This window comes from Janthinobacterium sp. DSP2-3-3, from assembly GCF_049897325.1.
Lineage (GTDB): Bacteria > Pseudomonadota > Gammaproteobacteria > Burkholderiales > Burkholderiaceae_D > Janthinobacterium.
The window spans coordinates 78,901-95,288 of record NZ_JAFCWA010000002.1; the positions used below are offsets into that span (position 1 = coordinate 78,901).

A 16,388-nucleotide genomic window follows, 5' to 3' on the forward strand; every position below is an offset into this window, starting at 1 on the left:
TTACAGAGTGGGCGACGGGGGAAAAGCCGTTTTTACTTGTGTCTCTTGATGCAGGCTTTTGCGCGACATGCGCAGGGCGCGCCAGAAAATGATCAGCCAGTCGCGTTTTTCCAGCTTGGGGCGGCGCCGGAAGACGTCGTAATTGACGGCTTCGATGGCGTCGAGGATGCGCAAGCCGCCTTGCACCACGAGGCGCAGTTCCCAGCCGATGCGCCCGCGCAGGCGCAGGGCCAGCGGCGCGCCGGACAGCATCAGGGCGCGCGTGCGGGCCACTTCAAAGCGCATCAGGGCGCTCCACTTGCCGTGCGCCTCGGGTCGCTCGAAGGCGGCTGCGGAGACGGCAAAGCGGCTCAAGTCTTCCATCGGCAGGTAGATGCGCTCTTTTTGCTGGTCGATGGCGACGTCTTGCAGGAAATTAATTAGTTGCAAAGCTGAACATATCGCATCGGAATCGCGTACATTCTGTTCATCTGCCGCGCCGTACAGGTGCAGCATCAGCAGCCCCACGGGGTTGGCGGAGCGGGCACAGTAATCGAGCAGGTCGGCGTAGCTGGCGTAGCGCGTCGTATGCACATCCTGCTTGAAGGCCGACAACAAGTCGTAAAACGGCTTCAGCGGCAGCTGGAATTTGGCGATGACGGCGGCCAGACGTTCGAACATGGCGGCGTTCTCGCCAGCATGGCCTTCCTCGCGGGAAATGCGGCCCAGCGCCTCTTCGTAGGCGTGCAGGGCCGCCAGGCGTTCGGCCGGCGTGGCGTCGCCTTCATCGGCCAGGTCGTCGGCGCTGCGGGCGAAGGCATAGATGGCTTCGACGGCGGGCACCAGGCGGCGCGGCAGCAGGAATGATGCAACAGGAAAATTTTCGTAATGGTCTACAGGCATTGAACACGCTTCTTTAGTCTTGCAGTTTTTTCCGGCACCCTGCCAGCGCAGGAGGATTGCCGAACGTTGTATGTCTCAAGATTAATGACGCAGAAGTCACTAAAAGCTTTTACGCACGATTATAATTAATAACCAGAAAGTCATTAGGGGAAAGTCACTCCTTGTCATGGCCAAGCTGATATTGTCACAAATTTAAGGATATCGTGTGCGAAAAAGTTTGGCTAGCATCACTTAGCAAGCGAAAAGTTTCCTCACGTGAAAATCTAACAGCCCGCATAGTAAAGGAAAATACCTTGTTTGCCCTGAAAACCCTGCGCCGCGAGACCGGCGCACCCGCACTGCCCGCCCTTCGCCTGATCGCCGGCGCCGCCCTGGCGCTGACGTTGGCGGCCTGTTCCAAGCCTGTCGCAAAAGTCGAAGACGTGCGCCCCGTGCGCGCGATGGTGTTGTCTAGTAGCAATGTTGACGTGAGTGCCGAGCTGGCGGGCGAGGTCGTGCCGCGCGTGGTGTCGCAACTGGGTTTCCGCGTGGGTGGCAAGATCGTCGCGCGCAAGGTTGATGTGGGCGCCAGCGTGAAGAAAGGGCAAGTGCTGATGCAGCTCGATCCAGCCGACTTGCAGCTGTCGCAGGCGCAGGCCAAGGCATCGCTGGTCAGCGCGGAAACAAACCGCGACCTGGCGCGCGCCGAACTGAAGCGCTACCAGGATTTGCGCGAGAAAAATTTCGTTAGCCAGGCCGTGCTCGATGGCAAGGACGCCACTTACAAGGCGGCGCAGGCGAATGTGGAAGCGGCCCAGGCCCTGTACCGGGGCCAGGCGAACCAGTCCGCTTATGCCAGCTTGCTGGCCGACGTCGATGGCGTCGTCACGCGCATCGAGGCCGAAGTAGGGCAAGTGGTGGCGCCCGGCACGCCCGTGGTGCAAGTGGCCAGGAGCGGCGAGAAGGAAGTCGTGATCGGCATTCCCGAAGACAAAGTGGAAACCTTGCGCGGCGTCAAGGATGTGGTGGTGCGCCTATGGGCCGACCCGAAACAGGGCTTGCCGGGCAAAATACGCGAAGTGTCGCCCGTCGCCGATGCCGCCACGCGCACCTACCTGGCCAAGGTCAGCATCCCGGACGCGCCGCAAGTGCGTCTGGGCATGACGGCCGTGGTGCAGTTCGCCTCGCAGACGGCCACGCCGCAGATCAAGGTGCCGCTGACGGCCCTGTTCAATGAAAAGTCGCAAAGCTCCGTGTGGGTGGTGGAAAACGGCGCCGTGAAGCTGGTGCCGGTGACGGTGGGCGGCGTGGCGGGCAATGAGTTGCTGCTGATCTCGGGCGTGAAAGCGGGCCAGACGGTGGTCACGGCCGGCGTCAACTTGCTCAAGCCTGGCCAAAAAGTGTCCATCCTCGGCGCCGAACTGGCCAGCACGCCTGATGTTGCCGCTGCCGCCGTCAGCGTGGGTGCGGCCAAATGAAGGGCGGTTTCAATCTGTCGCGCTGGGCCCTCGAACACATTCCGCTGACGCGTTACCTGATGGCCGTGCTGCTGATCGGCGGCATGCTCAGCTATGCCAGCCTGGGCCAGGATGAAGATCCCCCGTTCACCTTCCGCGCCATGGTCTTGCAAGCGTACTGGCCGGGCGCCACGGCGCTGCAGATGGCCGAGCAGGTGACGGACAAGCTGGAAAAGAAGCTGCAGGAAACGCCGTACATCGACGAGATCACCAGCTATTCGAAGCCGGGCGAAACCTTGATCTTGCTCGAATTGCGCGAATCGGCGCCGCCCAAGGAGACGGCGGCTGCCTGGTACCAGGTGCGCAAGAAGATCGGCGACATCCAGGGCACCTTGCCGGCCGGCGTGGTGGGCCCGTTCTTCAATGACGAGTTCGGCGACACGTATGGCTCCATCTTCGCCCTGTCCGGCGACGGTTTTACCTACGCGGAAATGAAGGATTACGCGGACAAGGTGCGCCAGGAGCTGCTGGCCGTGGGACAGGTATCGAAGGTGGAACTGTTCGGCGTGCAAGACGAAAAGATCAATATCATCTTTTCGCACAAGAAATTTGCCCAGTTGGGCATTCCATTCGATGCCATCGTGCAGCAACTGTCTGCACAGAACAGCATCAACGCCACGGGCGTGCTGGTGACGCCCACGGATAACCTGCAAGTGCGCGTGACGGGCGCCATGGTCACCGTCAAGGACCTGGAGAATCTGGAGCTGCGCGCCAACGGCACCACCTTCCGCCTCGGTGACTTTGCCACCGTGAAACGTGAATTCGTCGATCCACCCAAGGATAAGATGCGTTTCAATGGCAAGGAAGTGATCGGCCTGGGTGTGTCGATGGAAAAGGGCGGCAACATCATCGACATGGGCAAGGCCTTGCAAGCGACGGTGACGCGCATGAAGAGCGAATTGCCGGTGGGTATAGAGTTGCAGCGCGTGTCGAACCAGCCGGAAGCCGTGTCCGCTTCCGTGGGCGAGTTCGTGCATACCCTGATCGAAGCCATTTTGATCGTGCTGGCCGTCAGCTTTGTGGCGCTGGGCTTGCACACGAAACCGCTGCGCATCGACGTGCGGCCCGGCCTGGTGGTGGCGCTGACCATCCCGCTGGTGCTGGCCGTCACCTTCCTGTTCATGCGCCTACTCGACATCGACTTGCACAAAATTTCCCTGGGCGCCCTGATCATCGCGCTGGGCCTGTTGGTCGATGACGCCATCATTGCCGTCGAGATGATGGTGCGCAAGATGGAAGAGGGCATGTCGCGCTTCGATGCGGCGACGTTCGCCTACACGTCGACGGCCATGCCCATGCTGACGGGCACCTTGATCACAGTGGCGGGTTTCTTGCCCATCGGCCTGGCCAAGTCGGCCGCCGGCGAATACACGTTCTCTTTGTTCTCCGTCAATGCGCTGGCCCTGATCATCTCGTGGGTGGTGGCTGTCGTCTTTACGCCCTATATCGGCTATGTCTTGTTGAAGGTCAAGCCGCACGCGCATAACGACCATGAATTGTTCGATACGCCTAACTTCCGCCGCTTCCGCCGTGCCGTCACCTGGTGCGTGGAATGGCGCAAGACGACGATCGCCGCCACCCTGGCCATCTTTGCGCTGGGTATTTATGGCTTTAACTTTATCGAGAAGCAATTCTTTCCCGATTCCAGCCGTCCTGAACTGATGGTGGAGCTGTGGTCGCCCGAAGGCACGACCTTTGCCGCGAACGAGAAGCAGGTGAAGAAATTCGAAGCCTTCGTCAGCAAGCTCGACGGCGTGGATAGCGTGACCAGTTATGTGGGTACGGGCAGTCCCCGTTTCTACCTGCCGCTGGACCAGATATTCCCGCAGACCAATGTGTCGCAAGTGGTGGTTTTGCCGAAGAGTCTGGCCGACCGCGAACGCTTGCGCCAGCAAATCGTCGACGTGTTCAAGAAGGATTTCCCGGAAGTGCGGGGCAGGGTAAAACTGTTGCCGAACGGGCCGCCGGTGCCGTATCCCGTGCAATTTCGTGTCACGGGACCGGAAGTGGCGGGCGTGCGCGTCATCGCCGACCAGGTCAAGGACATCCTGCGCGCCAATCCGAACACCCTGGGTGTGAACGACAACTGGAATGAATCGGTGAAAGTGCTGCGCCTGGACCTGGACCAGGACAAGATGCGCGCGCTGGGCGTCACCTCGAAAACGGTGATGCAGGCGGCCAATACGATACTATCGGGTACCGTCATCGGCCAGTTCCGCGAAGACAACAAGCTGATCGATATCCAGGTGCGCCAGCCTTTGGCCGAACGGGCGACGATTTCTGTGCTGAATGACACGAATATTCCGACGGCAACGGGCAAGTCCGTGCCCATCTCGCAGCTGGCCCGCGCGCATTTCGTGTGGGAGCCGGGCGTGGTCTGGCGCGACAAGCGTGAATGGGCCATCACCGTGCAATCGGACGTGGTCGACGGCATCCAGGGCGCCACCGTGTCGACGCAGCTGGCGCCGCAGCTCGATGCCTTGCGCGCCAAGCTGCCGGACGGCTACCGCATCACCGTCAAAGGCGTGGCGGCCGACAGCGGCGAGGCGGAAGCATCGATCGCGACCAACTTGCCGCTGGCCATCTTCATCATCTTTACCTTGCTGATGCTGCAGTTGCACAGTTTCTCGCGCTCCCTGCTGGTTTTCCTGACGGGCCCGCTGGGCGTGGCGGGCGCCGCATTTGCCTTGCTGCTGCTGCACCGTCCGCTGGGCTTCGTGGCCAACCTGGGCGTCATCGCGCTGTTCGGCATGATCATCCGCAATTCCGTGATCCTCGTCGACCAGATCGAGCAAGACATCAAGGATGGCTCGGCGCCATGGGATGCCATCATCGACTCGGCCGTGCGCCGTTGCCGCCCCATCGTGCTGACGGCCGCCGCCGCCGCGCTGGCCATGATCCCGCTGTCGCGTTCCGTGTTCTGGGGGCCGATGGCGGTGGCCATCATGGGTGGCCTGATCCTGGCGACGGCCTTGACGCTGCTGTTCCTGCCAGCCCTGTATGCGGCCTGGTTCCGGGTCAAGAAGCCGGTGGCGCTGGACAAGGATGGGGACTAAGGAAGTAAACCCTCCATTCTGGCGATGATCCCGCTGTCGCGCTCCGTGTTCTGGGGCGGATCACGCAGGGCGGTGGCCATCATGGGCGGCCTGATCCTGGCGACGGCCTTGACGCTGCTGTTCCTGCCAGCCCTGTATGCGGCCTGGTTCCGGGTCAAGAAGCCGGTGGCGCTGGACAAGGATGGCGGCTAGGGAAGTATACCCTCCATTCTGGCGATGATCCCGCTGTCGCGTTCCGTGTTCTGGGGGCGGATCACGCAGGGCGGTGGCCATCATGGGCGGCCTGATCCTGGCGACAGCCTTGACCCTGCTGTTCCTGCCAGCCCTGTATGCGGCCTGGTTCCGGGTCAAGAAGCCGGTGGCGCTGGACAAGGATGGGGACTAGGGAAGTAAACCCTCCACTCTGGCGATGATCCCGCTGTCGCGCTCCGTGTTCTGGGGCGGATCACGCAGGGCGGTGGCTATCATGGGCGGCCTGATCCTGGCGACGGCCTTGACGCTGCTGTTCCTGCCAACCCTGTATGCGGCCTGGTTCCGCGTCAAGAAGCCGGAGCCGGTGACCGCAAAAGAAGGCTAGGAGCCAGCGCCAAGGTGTCGGCATAAAAAAGGCGGCATTCCTCTGGAAAATCCAGTAGAATGCCGCCTTTGCTTTACCGACGGCTTGCTCGATCAGTCGGCGGTAGCCAGATTGCTCCCGAGTTGTTAAAATCAGGTGCAGCAGTGACGCGGTCGGTACAAGCTGCGTACAAAAATGCGGATGTGGTGGAATTGGTAGACACGCTGGTCTTAGAAGCCAGTGCTTCGGCTTGGGAGTTCGAGTCTCCCCATCCGCACCAATCCGGGTTGTTCCAACCCGGAAGTGCAGCACCATCAAGTTGTCCTTCAGCCTCGTTGCAGGCGTCTCTTGTTTTTCTGTTGTCTTTCCTGTATTTCCATCATTCGGAATGCCTTTGTTTGAGCAATTTTTCGCCAAAGATCGGGCGGTAGGGCAGGACCCGGGCCTGGGTTTGCCTGAAAAATGGCCAAATTGAGGTAAATCAAAGGTTTTTTGGCTGAAATCTTCGCCAAGAGCGCATTTCTTTGTTTCGGACGGAGCGCCAGTTCGCATATACTAATGAACGAAGCAGGCTGGAAAGCCTGTCTCTGGCGAAATAAAGAATGTCGGGGCGAGAGTAAAGACAGGGCAACCCAGGCTGTGGCGATTCGTTCGCCGCCGCTGGCATCCTCTGTGGCCGGGCTGCAAAGCCAGCCACTTTCCCGAAGTCCTTTGTTATAATGCCACGCTTTACCGAATGATGGCCGGCCTTGCATTTACTTGGAAGCAAGGCTGGACGCTCGGAGCCCTGTCGCAGTACTGGAAGCGGCGGATTGTTTGGTGCCTGGTGCGGGTTTTCCCTCAGCCGGGTAGACCAGGTCCATCGTCCTGTTTTTCAGTACTTTTACAGATGAATATGCGAGCGAGTGAAGCTGGACCCATGTCTTGCCGCCAGTGATGGCGCAAGGGGTCGGGTCTTCTTTTCTCGCACCAACAGTGTTTATTTTTTGGACGATTTTTTACATGGCAACTGCAGTCGAAACCTTGGGCAAACTCGAACGTCGTATCACGATCTCCTTCCCGCTGACGGACGTCCGCACGGAAGTTGAGAAGCGCCTGAAAGTGCAAGCCCGTACGGCTAAGGCACCGGGCTTCCGTCCGGGCAAAGTGCCGTTGAAAATGGTCGCAGCACAATACGGCTACCAAATTGAATCGGAAGTGCTGAATGACAAAGTCGGCCGCGCGTTCAACGACGCCGCCAACGAAAACAATCTGCGCGTGGCCGGTTTCCCGAACATCGTGCCGAAAGAAGAAGCAGCCGAAGGCCAGCTGGCTTTCGACGCGACCTTCGAAGTGTATCCTGAAGTGGCCATCGGCGACCTGACGGCCGTTGAAATCGAAACCGTGCAAGCCGACGTGTCGGAAGCCGAAATCGACAAGACCATCGACATCCTGCGCAAGCAGCGCGTGCACTTCCACACCAAGGGCGAAGCTGGCGAACACGGCGACGGCGGTGAGCCGATTGCTGCCAACGGCGACCGCGTGACGGTCGACTTCGTCGGTGCTATCGACGGCGTTGAATTCCCAGGCGGCAAAGCTGAAGGCTATGCTTTCGTGCTGGGTGAAGGCCGCATGCTGCCAGAATTCGAAGCAGCAACCCTGGGCCTGAAAGTGGGCGAGTCCAAGACTTTCCCATTGTCGTTCCCTGAGGATTACCATGGCAAGGACGTAGCCGGCAAAACCGCTTCGTTCACCATCACCCTGCAAAAGCTGGAATGGGCGCACCTGCCGGAAGTCGATGCTGAATTCGCAAAGTCCTTGGGCGTTGCCGATGGCGACCTGGCCAAAATGCGCGAAGACATCAAAGTCAACCTGCAACGCGAAGTCGCTGGCCGCGTGAAAGCACGTAACAAGGAAGCCGTCATGGACGCGCTGATCAAAGTTGCTGAGCTGGAAGTGCCAAAAACGCTGATCGCTCAGGATTCCGAGCGTCTGGCCGAAATGACCCGCCAGGACATGGCGCAGCGCGGCATGAATGTCAAGGATGTGCCTTTCCCAGCAGAACTGTTCGCAGACAAAGCCGAGCGTCGCGTACGCCTGGGCCTGATCCTGTCGCAATTGGTGGGCGACAACAATCTGCAGGCAACGCCTGAGCAAGTAAAAGCGCAAATCGAAGATTTCGCTCAAAGCTACGAAGATCCACGCGAAGTGCTGAAGTACTACTACAGCGACCGTCGTCGTCTGGGTGAGATCGAAGCCCTTGTATTGGAAGAAAACGTCGTCACTTACGTGTTGGGCCTGTCGAAAGTCACGTCGAAAGCAGTTGCTTTCGACGAACTGATGGGAAGCAACGCACAAGCGTAAACCAGTTGGTATCCGCATGCCGCGGCGGGCCGGCAAGGCCGGCGGCGGCATCGCCTAACTGCTTCACAAGGAAATGAAATGACAGGTATGAACCGTAATCCAGCGCTGGACACAGAGATGCTCGGCCTGGTGCCGATGGTGGTGGAACAAAGCGGTCGCGGCGAGCGCTCGTATGATATTTACTCGCGCCTGCTGAAGGAACGCTTGATTTTCATGGTCGGCCCGGTCAATGACCAGATGGCCAACCTGGTTGTCGCCCAGCTGCTGTTCCTGGAAAGCGAAAATCCGGAAAAGGAAATCTCGCTCTACATCAACTCGCCAGGTGGTTCGGTTTCGGCCGGCATGGCCATCTACGACACCATGCAGTTCATCAAGCCGGACGTATCGACCCTGTGCACGGGCATGGCTGCCTCGATGGGCGCTTTCCTGCTGGCCGCTGGTGCCAAGGGCAAGCGTTTCTCGCTGCCGAACTCACGCATCATGATTCACCAGCCGTCCGGTGGTTCGCAAGGCATGGCGTCCGACATCGAGATCCAGGCAAGGGAAATCCTTTACCTGCGTACCCGCTTGAACGGCATCATGGCCGAGCGCACGGGCCAGTCGATCGAACAGATCGCCAAGGACACCGACCGCGACCGTTTCATGTCCGCCGACGAGGCCGTTGAGTATGGTTTGATCGACAAAGTGTTGACCAGCCGCGCTTGATGAGCCCCTACCGGTATTGCTAAGTACGTAAGTTCACGCCCGGGCGCTCAAACGTTCGGGCGTTTCGCTTTTATTTCGGGTAGCATGGAGCTTGTGCAGGTTGTTGACTTGCGCCATCGGTGGTTGTCTTTCAGGTAACTACCGCACTCCGGCTTGCGATTTTGCAATATTGTTAATGCAGTTCCAACCAAAATGCCTTATGTCAGACAAAAAATCCTCTAGCGGCGAAAAATTACTGTATTGCTCGTTCTGCGGCAAAAGCCAGCACGAGGTGAAGAAACTCATCGCCGGCCCGTCCGTGTTCATTTGCGACGAGTGCATCGACCTGTGCAACGACATCATCCGTGATGAAACGTCGAGCATCGAGACGGTGACCGGTACCAAATCCGATCTGCCGACGCCGCAAGAAATTGCCGCCTTGCTCGATCAGTATGTGATCGGCCAGCAGACTGCCAAGCGCATCCTGTCGGTGGCGGTGTACAACCATTACAAGCGTCTCAAGCACCTGGGCAAGAAAGACGACATCGAACTGGCCAAGAGCAACATCTTGCTGGTCGGTCCTACCGGCTCGGGCAAGACCCTGCTGGCGCAGACCTTGGCGCGCATGCTCAACGTGCCGTTCGTGATCGCCGACGCCACCACCCTGACCGAAGCCGGTTACGTGGGTGAAGATGTGGAAAATATCATCCAGAAGCTGCTGCAAAGCTGCAACTATGACGTCGAGAAAGCCCAGCGCGGCATCGTCTACATCGATGAAATCGACAAGATTTCGCGCAAGTCCGACAATCCGTCCATCACGCGCGACGTGTCGGGCGAGGGCGTGCAGCAAGCCTTGCTGAAACTCATCGAGGGCACGATGGCTTCCGTGCCGCCGCAAGGCGGCCGCAAGCATCCGAACCAGGATTTCGTGCAGATCGACACGACCAACATCATGTTCATCTGCGGCGGCGCCTTTGACGGCCTGTCGAAAGTGATCGCCAACCGTTCCGAAAAGAGCGGCATCGGCTTCTCGGCCACAGTGCGCAGCAAGTCGCAAAGCTCGGCCAGCGAACTGATGCTGCAAGCGGAACCGGAAGATCTGGTCAAGTTCGGCCTGATCCCGGAACTGGTGGGCCGTCTGCCTGTCATCGCCACCCTGGCGGAATTGACGGAAGAGGCGTTGATCCAGATTCTGGTCGAGCCGAAGAATGCGCTGATCAAGCAGTATTCGAAGCTGCTCGAGATGGAAGGCGCGGAACTGGAGATTCGTCCGGCCGCCCTGCATGCTATCGCCAAGAAGGCGCTGGCGCGCAAGACCGGTGCCCGTGGCCTGCGTTCCATCCTGGAACATGCTTTGCTGGACGTCATGTACGAATTGCCGAGCGAACAAAATGTGGTGAAAGTCGTCATCGACGAAAATACCATCACCAGTGGCGCCAAACCTTTGTTGATTTATCAAGAGACTGCCAAGGCCTCCGGAGAAAATTGAAAACTGCCGAGACAAATGCATAAAAAGGGTTTTGATTCCTTAATGCATGGCAGTACAATTTAAATCAATGAGTGCAGGCTTCAATCGTAAAGCCACTCGCGGCGCTTAGCTGCGCGTGGCTTTTTTACTGTTAAAACTGCATTTGTTACCGTCATGCGGGTGTGTTTTGCGAAATAGACTCTATGTTTGTTTCACAGAATTATTTATTCTCGCCGGTCTTGTGTTTTGGCAGCGAGCGCCAACATCGTAAACACGCTTTCTATAAGGTACGCCATGACAACTTCCAAATTAACTGAGCAAACTCAACTGCCGTTATTGCCGTTGCGGGATGTCGTCGTTTTCCCGCATATGGTGATACCGCTGTTCGTTGGCCGTCCAAAGTCGATCAAGGCGCTGGAAGCTGCGATGGAGCAGGGCAAGAGCATCATGCTTGCCGCTCAAAAAGCAGCCGCGAAGGACGAGCCGTCTCCTTCGGATATCTATGAAATTGGTTGTGTCGCCAATATTCTGCAAATGCTGAAGCTGCCCGATGGCACCGTCAAGGTGCTGGTCGAAGGCGCGCAGCGTGCTCGTATCAATCACATCAGCGATGCGCCGACGCACTTTATCGCCGACCTGACGCCGCTCGAGTCCGAGCCGGGCGACGAGTCGGAAGTCGAAGCCATGCGCCGCGCGATCGTGCAGCAGTTTGACCAGTACGTCAAACTGAACAAAAAGATTCCACCGGAAATCCTCGCATCCCTGTCGGGCATCGACGATGCCGGCCGCCTGGCCGACACGGTGGCCGCGCATCTGCCGCTGAAACTTGAGCAAAAACAAGTCATCCTGGAAATTTTCAGCGTGGCCAAACGCCTCGAGCACCTGCTGGGCCAGCTCGAAGGCGAGCTCGACATCCTGCAGGTGGAAAAACGCATCCGTGGCCGCGTCAAGCGCCAGATGGAAAAGTCCCAGCGCGAGTATTATCTGAACGAGCAAGTCAAGGCGATCCAGAAAGAACTGGGCGAGGGCGAAGATGGTGCCGACCTCGACGAGCTGGAGAAAAAAGTCGCTTCGGCCAAGATGCCGAAGGAAGCGCTCGACAAGGCCACCAACGAGTTGAAAAAGCTCAAGCTGATGTCGCCGATGTCGGCCGAAGCCACCGTCGTGCGAAATTACATCGATACCTTGGTCAACTTGCCTTGGAAAAAGAAATCCAAGGTCAATAACGATCTGGCGAATGCGGAAAAAGTGCTCGAGGGCGACCATTACGGCCTCGACAAGGTCAAGGAACGCATCCTGGAATACCTCGCGGTGCAACAGCGCGTCGACAAGCTGAAAGCGCCTATCCTGTGCTTCGTCGGTCCTCCGGGCGTGGGCAAGACTTCGTTGGGCCAGTCCATCGCCCGCGCGACGAACCGCAAGTTCGTGCGCATGGCCCTGGGCGGCGTGCGCGACGAAGCTGAGATTCGCGGCCACCGCCGCACTTACATCGGCTCGATGCCGGGCAAGATCTTGCAATCGCTGGCGAAAGTCGGCGTGCGCAATCCCTTGTTCCTGCTCGATGAAGTCGACAAGATGGGTGCCGATTTCCGTGGCGATCCTTCGTCTGCCCTGCTGGAAGTGCTGGATCCGGAACAGAACCACACGTTCTCCGACCATTACATCGAAGTCGATTTCGACTTGTCCGATGTGATGTTCGTGGCCACGTCGAACTCGTACAATATTCCGCCAGCCTTGCTTGACCGCATGGAAGTGATCCGTCTGTCCGGTTACACGGAAGATGAAAAGACCAGCATCGCGCAACGCTACCTGTTGCCGAAGCAGATCAAGAACAATGGCTTGAAGGAAGACGAAATCTCGGTGGCCGAGTCAGCCTTGCGCGACATCATCCGCTACTACACGCGGGAAGCCGGTGTGCGTTCGCTCGAGCGTGAAGTGTCGAAGATCTGCCGCAAGGTGGTCAAGATGCTGTTGCTGAAGAAATCCGACAAGAAAGTCATCGTCAACTCGAAGAACCTGGATAAATTCCTCGGCGTGCGCCGCTATGATTTCGGTGTCGCAGAGAAAGAAAACCAGGTGGGCCAGGTGGTCGGTCTGGCATGGACGGAAGTGGGCGGCGATCTGCTGACCATCGAAGCCGTGTCGATGCCGGGCAAGGGCGGCATCATCCGCACGGGTACCCTGGGCGACGTCATGAAAGAGTCGATCGAGGCAGCCCGCACGGTGGTGCGCAGCCGGGCACAGCGCCTGGGCATCAAGGCGGACGTGTTCGAGAAGAGCGACATCCACATCCACGTGCCGGAAGGCGCGACACCGAAGGACGGTCCTTCGGCTGGCGCGGCCATGACGGTGGCGATGGTATCGGTCTTTACGGGCATCCCCGTGCGTGCCGACGTGGCGATGACGGGCGAGATCACCTTGCGCGGCGAAGTGTTGCCGATTGGCGGCCTGAAAGAAAAGCTGCTGGCGGCCCATCGCGGCGGCATCAAGACGGTCTTGATTCCAGAGCAAAATGTGAAGGACTTGGCCGAAATTCCGGACAACGTCAAGAACAAGCTGGAGATCGTGCCCGTGCGCTGGATCGATAAAGTGCTGGAAATCGCCCTCGAGCGCATGCCAGAACCGTTGGTGGAAGTCGCTGCCGTGGAGGCTGTCACGGCCGCCGCAGCCAAGCCTGACGTGGCTGGCGAGGTAGTAAAACACTAACGTTTTACCCCTGTTTTCCCCAAACAAGCGCTTTTAGAGCGCTTGTTTTATATTGAAACGTGAATTGCGCCCCCAAAGCGCTTGACACATATACAGTGTGGCTTGTTTAATACGCCTGCACATTTTTTTCGCCGGACAGCTGTGGTGCCAAAAGTGCCGCAACGATACGGTAAACGTTTTATACCTTTGTAATTGGGGATGCTAGTGAACAAGACTGAATTGATCGACCACATTGCTGAAAAAGCTGACATTTCCAAAGCCGCCGCTGCGCGCGCACTCGACGCTGTTATTGGCGGCGTGACGGAAACTTTGAAAAACAACGACAGCGTGACGCTGGTTGGTTTTGGCACTTTCTCGGTCAGCGAACGCGCTGAGCGTACCGGCCGCAATCCGCGTACCAAAGAAGCGATCACGATCGAAGCTGCAAAAGTTCCAAAATTTAAAGCTGGCAAAGCTTTGAAGGATGCTGTAAACTAACGGACTTCGGTGAGGTGACAATCACCGGAAACATTTGGCGGCGCCTCCGGGGGCCGCAATTTCAGGGTTGAGGTTCTTCGAATGGCAACCCTGGATGCAAATGCAAGTAGTACTGTGTATTTTTCGGAGTGGTAGTTCAGTTGGTTAGAATGCCGGCCTGTCACGTCGGAGGTCGCGGGTTCGAGTCCCGTCCGCTCCGCCAAAAAAATACGCTCTTAAGGAGTGGTAGTTCAGTTGGTTAGAATACCGGCCTGTCACGTCGGGGGTCGCGGGTTCGAGTCCCGTCCGCTCCGCCAGAATATAGAAACCCGCGCTGCTGAATAAGTAGCGCGGGTTTTTCTTTTGCGCTTCATGATTATCTTTCGCGTCGCGCGGTTTAATTCTATCCAGCCGCCAGCGTTTTAAATCTGCCTTAAGCCTGAGCGTGTTTAATGATCGCGCTTGCCATGTTCCTCTGCATGCGCCCGTGGCGTCGATTTTAGCGGCCTGTGCCGCAGCTTGAGGGCAGGGCGCGTGCCCTGATTTACTCTTGCTATAGCGCTATGGGCATTGTAGAATCAGGAGATAATGGCTTGGGCGTCAGAATCCTGCTTTAGTTCCAGCGCCAAGTTGTTGAATCTAAAGGGGAAGTGGACATCTGTCCCGTCCATTCCGCCGAAGAAATCAAGGCGAACGCATGTTCGCCTTTTTTTATAGTGATCCACTCATCCCGAATTGGCTGACCATGTTTGAATTTATTCGTACCCATCGACGCTTGATGCAGTTTCTCTTGATGCTGGTCATCGTCCCGTCTTTTGCACTGGTCGGTATCAGCGGCTACCAAAGCTTCGGCGACGGCGCAAACACCATCGCCAAGGTCGGCGACCAGGTGGTTACGCAGCAGCAATATGAAGAAGCGCAACGCCAGCAGATCGACCGCTACCGCCAGATGATGGGTGAGCAGTTCGACCAGAAAATGTTTGATACGCCGGAAGCGCGCCAGAGCATCCTCGACAACCTGATCGCCGAGCGCGCCGTGGCCGCGGAAGTGGGCCGTAGCCACCTGGTCATCAGTGATGCCGTGCTGCAAAAGGAAGTGCTGGAAATCCCAGGCTTGACCTTGCCGGACGGTAAATTCGACCTGGAACGCTACAAGGCCATGCTGGCCGCGCAAGGCATGACGCCGCAGATGTACGATGCGCGCCGCCGCAGCGACATGGCCCTGCAGCAACTGGCCGGCGCCGTGCAAGGCACTGCCTTCGCGCCGAGCAGCATCTCCAAGCGCCTGTCCGACATCACTTCGGAAGAGCGTGAAGTGCAGGAACTGCTGTTGCCGATCGCCCAGTACGTGCCGGAAGTCAAAGTGACGGACGCCATGATCAAGGCTTTCTATGACAAGAACAGCAAGTTCTTCGAAATTCCCGAACAAGCCAAGATCGAATACGTCGTGCTGGACGACAGCACTGCCGGCGAGCAAGTCGACGTCAGCGACGCAGACGTGACCGGCTACTACGCGAAGAATCAGAAAGCTTACACGACGCAAGAGGCGCGTCAGGCCAGTCACATCCTGGTAGCCGTCAAGAAAGACGCCTCGGCCGCCGACAAGACAGCCGCCAAGGCCAAGGCTGAAGCCATCCTGGCCGACGTGCGCAAAGCGCCTGCCAGCTTTGCCGCCGTGGCCAAGGCCAAGTCGGATGACCCGGCCTCCGCCGAACAGGGCGGCGACCTTGGCGTGATCGGCAAGGATGGCTTGCCTACGCCATTGCTGAATGCCGTGGCGAAACTCAAGCAAGGCGAAATCAGCGATGTCGTCGCTTCCGATTTCGGCTTCCACATCCTGACGGTCACCTCGCTCAAGCCACAGCACGTCAAGGCACTCGATGAAGTGCGCGGCGAAATCACGGCCGATCTGCGCAAGCAATTTGCTGCCAAGAAATACTCGGAAATGGCTGAAATGTTCACCAACACGGTCTACGAGCAATCGGACAGCCTGAAGCCGGTAGCTGACAAGCTGAAGCTGAAAGTGGAAAGCGTCGCCAACCTGTCGCGCACGCCGTCGCCAGCATTGGGCAAGGCGCCGTTCAACAACGCCAAGTTCCTGACCGCCATCTTCTCGAACGATTCATTGAAGGACAAGCGCAACACGGAAGCCGTGACCGTTGCGCCGAACGTGCTGATCGCCGGCCGCGTGGTGGAATTCAAGCCTGCCTCGAAGCGTCCGCTGGCCGAAGTCGAAGCGATGATCCGTCAGCGCGTGACCCTGGAAGAAGCGGAAAAGCTGGCCAAGAAAGCAGGCGAGACCAAGCTGGCCGCCTTGAAAGCCTCGGGTGACGCCACTGGTTTCGGTGCAGCGCAATGGGTATCGCGCAGCAAGCTCGACGGCATCAACCGTGCCGCCATCGCGCAAGTCATGAAAGCGGACACGAGCAAGCTGCCAGCCTATGTAGGCGTGGACCTGCCAGCGCTGGGCTACGGCATCTACCGCATCGCCAAGGTGCAACAGCCAGCGCAAGTGGACGCAGCGCGCCGCCAGCAAGAGAAAGACCAGATCAGCGGCATCCTGGCACAACAGGAAATGTTCGATTACGTCGAGTACCTGAAATCCAAGGCCAAGGTGAAGATCGTCAAGCCGGTCACCGCCCCAGCCACAGCAACGCCGGCAGCACCATAATTAGTTTCCACGCATAAAAATAGCCGCTTTCGAGCGGCTATTTTTTTGTCTGCAACATGTGCGGGCTTAG

9 protein-coding genes and 3 tRNA genes are annotated in these 16,388 nt (G+C 58.2%); 11 read left to right on the forward strand and 1 reads right to left on the reverse strand.

All coding sequences use genetic code 11. From position 1 onward, the window contains the following. Positions 1-882: a squalene synthase HpnC gene (gene hpnC / locus ACP7DE_RS04485; RefSeq protein ID WP_426070947.1), complete on the reverse strand. Its 882-nt coding sequence runs from the start codon at positions 880-882 to the stop codon at positions 1-3. 293 nt (positions 883-1,175) lie between these two features. Here hpnC and ACP7DE_RS04490 point away from each other — a divergent pair, with 293 nt between their 5' ends. The 11 genes from ACP7DE_RS04490 to ACP7DE_RS04540 all read left to right on the forward strand — a co-directional run bounded on the left by ACP7DE_RS04490 (position 1,176) and on the right by ACP7DE_RS04540 (position 16,318). Beyond that, positions 1,176-2,339: an efflux RND transporter periplasmic adaptor subunit gene (locus ACP7DE_RS04490; RefSeq protein WP_426070948.1), complete on the forward strand. Its 1,164-nt coding sequence runs from the start codon at positions 1,176-1,178 to the stop codon at positions 2,337-2,339. Next, positions 2,336-5,434 carry an efflux RND transporter permease subunit gene (locus ACP7DE_RS04495; protein WP_426070949.1) on the forward strand — a complete coding sequence of 1,033 codons (3,099 nt, stop codon included), beginning with the start codon at positions 2,336-2,338 and terminating at the stop codon, positions 5,432-5,434. Before ACP7DE_RS04490 ends, ACP7DE_RS04495 begins: the two co-directional genes overlap by 4 nt. A 753-nt stretch (positions 5,435-6,187) precedes the next feature. Further along, positions 6,188-6,270, forward strand: a tRNA-Leu gene (locus tag ACP7DE_RS04500). 722 nt (positions 6,271-6,992) lie between these two features. Continuing rightward, positions 6,993-8,333 carry a trigger factor gene (gene tig / locus ACP7DE_RS04505; RefSeq protein ID WP_426070950.1) on the forward strand — a complete coding sequence of 447 codons (1,341 nt, stop codon included), beginning with the start codon at positions 6,993-6,995 and terminating at the stop codon, positions 8,331-8,333. A gap of 87 nt (positions 8,334-8,420) precedes the next feature. Beyond that, positions 8,421-9,038, forward strand: coding sequence for an ATP-dependent Clp endopeptidase proteolytic subunit ClpP (gene clpP, locus ACP7DE_RS04510; protein WP_373629889.1), 618 nt, complete (start codon positions 8,421-8,423; stop codon positions 9,036-9,038). Between the two features lie 199 nt (positions 9,039-9,237). Beyond that, positions 9,238-10,506 (forward strand): ATP-dependent Clp protease ATP-binding subunit ClpX, encoded by a 1,269-nt coding sequence (clpX, locus tag ACP7DE_RS04515; protein ID WP_010398446.1) that lies wholly within the window; start codon positions 9,238-9,240, stop codon positions 10,504-10,506. A 273-nt stretch (positions 10,507-10,779) separates the two neighbouring features. After that, positions 10,780-13,191 carry an endopeptidase La gene (gene lon, locus ACP7DE_RS04520; protein WP_426070951.1) on the forward strand — a complete coding sequence of 804 codons (2,412 nt, stop codon included), beginning with the start codon at positions 10,780-10,782 and terminating at the stop codon, positions 13,189-13,191. A 204-nt stretch (positions 13,192-13,395) separates the two neighbouring features. Continuing rightward, on the forward strand, positions 13,396-13,668 hold the full coding sequence (locus ACP7DE_RS04525; protein WP_010398442.1) for an HU family DNA-binding protein: 273 nt from the start codon (positions 13,396-13,398) through the stop codon (positions 13,666-13,668). 125 nt (positions 13,669-13,793) lie between these two features. After that, a tRNA-Asp gene (locus tag ACP7DE_RS04530) sits at positions 13,794-13,870 on the forward strand. Between the two features lie 17 nt (positions 13,871-13,887). Then, positions 13,888-13,964: transfer RNA gene (locus tag ACP7DE_RS04535), tRNA-Asp, on the forward strand. 428 nt (positions 13,965-14,392) lie between these two features. Continuing rightward, positions 14,393-16,318: a SurA N-terminal domain-containing protein gene (locus tag ACP7DE_RS04540; protein WP_426070952.1), complete on the forward strand. Its 1,926-nt coding sequence runs from the start codon at positions 14,393-14,395 to the stop codon at positions 16,316-16,318. Positions 16,319-16,388 lie beyond the last annotated feature (70 nt).

Bases quoted from the DNA above. Each gene is read 5' to 3' on its own strand.
- hpnC (WP_426070947.1), bottom strand. From the start codon at position 882: ATGCCTGTAGACCATTACGAAAATTTTCCTGTTGCATCATTCCTGCTG.
- ACP7DE_RS04495 (WP_426070949.1), top strand. From the start codon at position 2,336: ATGAAGGGCGGTTTCAATCTGTCGCGCTGGGCCCTCGAACACATTCCG.
- tig (WP_426070950.1), top strand. From the start codon at position 6,993: ATGGCAACTGCAGTCGAAACCTTGGGCAAACTCGAACGTCGTATCACG.
- clpP (WP_373629889.1), top strand. From the start codon at position 8,421: ATGAACCGTAATCCAGCGCTGGACACAGAGATGCTCGGCCTGGTGCCG.
- clpX (WP_010398446.1), top strand. From the start codon at position 9,238: ATGTCAGACAAAAAATCCTCTAGCGGCGAAAAATTACTGTATTGCTCG.
- lon (WP_426070951.1), top strand. From the start codon at position 10,780: ATGACAACTTCCAAATTAACTGAGCAAACTCAACTGCCGTTATTGCCG.
- ACP7DE_RS04540 (WP_426070952.1), top strand. From the start codon at position 14,393: ATGTTTGAATTTATTCGTACCCATCGACGCTTGATGCAGTTTCTCTTG.